Source organism: Roseateles aquatilis (assembly GCF_002205645.1).
GTDB lineage: Bacteria > Pseudomonadota > Gammaproteobacteria > Burkholderiales > Burkholderiaceae_C > Roseateles > Roseateles aquatilis.
Window position 1 is genome coordinate 1 of the sequence record NZ_NIOF01000036.1, and the last position, 2,493, is coordinate 2,493.

General features: G+C 54.3%; 3 protein-coding genes and 1 pseudogene. All 4 read right to left on the minus strand.

The features are described from left to right. Positions 1–573, minus strand: a pseudogene (locus tag CDN99_RS27895) (hypothetical protein); the annotation flags it as partial. Between the two features lie 99 nt (positions 574–672). After that, positions 673–1,098 (minus strand): hypothetical protein, encoded by a 426-nt coding sequence (locus CDN99_RS28560; protein ID WP_141101036.1) that lies wholly within the window; start codon positions 1,096–1,098, stop codon positions 673–675. 81 nt (positions 1,099–1,179) lie between these two features. Next, entirely contained in the window at positions 1,180–1,617 is a 438-nt protein-coding gene (locus CDN99_RS27900) for an SMI1/KNR4 family protein (protein WP_088388938.1), read from the minus strand. 3 nt (positions 1,618–1,620) lie between these two features. Then, on the minus strand, positions 1,621–2,493 hold an 873-nt coding region (locus CDN99_RS27905), incomplete at its 5' end, for an HNH endonuclease (RefSeq protein WP_193531757.1).

A 2,493-nucleotide genomic window follows, 5' to 3' on the forward strand; every position in this document is an offset into this window, starting at 1 on the left:
CAGCCCCGCGCCACCCCACTGCTGCGTCACCGTGACCGACACCGCCCAGCCGCAGCTGTCGGTGCAGCCGTGGTACATCCAGCTGGTGACCGTGTCGTCGGGGCGGTTCTCCCGCAGCTTGCGGCCCCACGAGTCGTAGTCCCAGCTCGTGGTGAGCTGATTCGGATCGACCATCGTCAGCACCGCGCCGGTGGAATCCTCGTACGTCGAGGTCACCGTCTGCGACTTCGCATTGGTCTGCGTGAGCGCGAAGCGTCCTCGCGCGTCATACCCGGTGCTCTGCACCACGCGGCTCTGCGTGGTCCCGCTGACCGGGTCCAGCCACGTCACCGTCTTGGCGCTCACCAGACCGAAGTCCACCCCGCCCACCGCGGCCCGCGTGTACTCCGTGCTCACCCGCAGCGCCGCGTCGTCCGGCTGCACCGTCTCCTTCTTGAGCTGCCCGTACGCGTCGTACTCGTAGTTCACCGTGCGCGTGACCGTCGTCGTGGTCTGCGCCTGCGCACCGCCGATGCCCAGTCCCGCGAGCGCCAGCGCTGATAGCAGCCGTCTCGCTCCTCGTAGAACTCTCACGGCTCTTTTCATACGACTGAACTCCCTGCTTCGCTCTATGGCGGGGCTTCGAACAGCGCAACTAGTTAATCCAGCCTCATTGAGTTTACCCACACTCATTCAAGAGCAATCCGCGGCCGAGAATATCATTAGGCCGACTACTTCTTGGCGCTCGATTTCGATGAACGCGAGGATTGTTTTCGCCCCGACAGAAGCGTAAGCCAGAGCAACCATCCTGTCCCTCGAAGAGAGTGCCAATATTGATTCAGCAAGCCCTTCTACACACCTGGCATCGAAGTACCCTATCCCTTGACGCAGCCTGTATATTTTGGCAAATTCAAAGGATGACTGAGACTCCCCAACCATCCATTTAATCGATTTCGCCGATGCTTTCCATATTTCATCAAGAACATGCCGAGCAATCGTCGACAAATAATCTGATAGCAAAGCCTCCTTGATTGCCAGTTCCATTCCTTTAATTTGACTTACCTCACCGAAATTACGGCGCCCCTCTGGCAGGGCCTTGCAATAGAATCCCCGATTCATTCATCAATACATCAACTTCGAGACCTACGCCGCGCCGATTGAAAACAGGAGAATGCAGAAAAATAGGCACAACAGAATCAACTAGTGCTCAAACATACGAAGCTGGGAAGTGAAGTCATCAAAACTCGCTGCCACCTCATAGATCTTGCAAATTGGCTCATTTAGGTCGCAATAAATTACCTTGCCTTCACCAAGAGGACTAATATTAAGGCAAAATATATTACCACCCGAATCGCATGCGATTGGCAAGAGGCGTTGAATCGAACAACGCAGACCAATCAACTCGATATTCCATTCTAAACAATCGGTCTTTACTTCCCTTTCAACACCAAAAAATACCTGCACATCTGTTGGCGATTGCGGATGCCCGGGGATGTCTATTGTGTCCGGCTCAGGTGATCCACCATTATATTGCAGCAGAAATTTTCGATAGGATTGGGGAAAGGGGAAGCCAAATTCCCCCTCGATTGCATCTATATCCTGCTCTGAAAGCTTGGGACCAAAGTCTTTAATCAACATGTTTCATTGCCCTGATTGGAAGCCTCCTGTGTGCCCCGTCATCGCATGGGTGTCGCGGGGGACTAGCATCATTGTCGTGCCATCTTGGTGGTGGTGCCAGGTATAGCCCTTCGGCGTTTCCTTGAGACCAGCGGCCGCGTTCGCTGCGCGAAAATCACTCCGATAAGACCCAGTTTGTTTAATCTGAACTACTGCCTTGGCAAGGCTTGAAAAGTCAGGATAGCCGTCCTTGTCAAAGGGGATGCCAGTTTTTGGGTGGACTTGTCCTGCAAGATGGCTATTCCGCAACCTACGAACATTTCCCGCACGCTCTTGTAAATTTAGGATACCACCTGCAGACGCCACCTCTACTACAACACCCCACTCCCCTCGCGCAGATGCGCTCGCGCCAATTAATAGCGGACCGCCACTCGCCCACCTCTCATTGAGAGTAAGGCCAGATTCACGCATCTTCCTGTCTAGTTCCTTCGCTGCCTCTTCTATTTGTTGGCATTCAACACCGGAGCAGTTCGAATATCTATCCTGAAGCTTCTTGCCTGCCAGCCAGAAGTCAGCAATCATCTTATTGCGTGAAGCTTCGTTAGCCCTTGGCACCTTCTCGGCTGTCTGCTTTCCGCCGTCCTCGCCGCCTTCGCCCGGATATATGCAAACCCACATGGCGGGGCATTTCCTGGCTTCCTTTTTGTCGCTGGCTTCATTCGACTGGGAGGCGAATGCCCAAAATGGATTACTGAGCGTCGTAAAAATCGCCAGCGGCCCCAACCCCGTCGGATCGGTATAAGCCAGCGCGTTGTTTAGCACATAGCTAAACCGATTGAACGCCTGCTGATCCTTTGGATCCGGCACCGTCGGATCCGCACTCGTATGCCTCCCGGT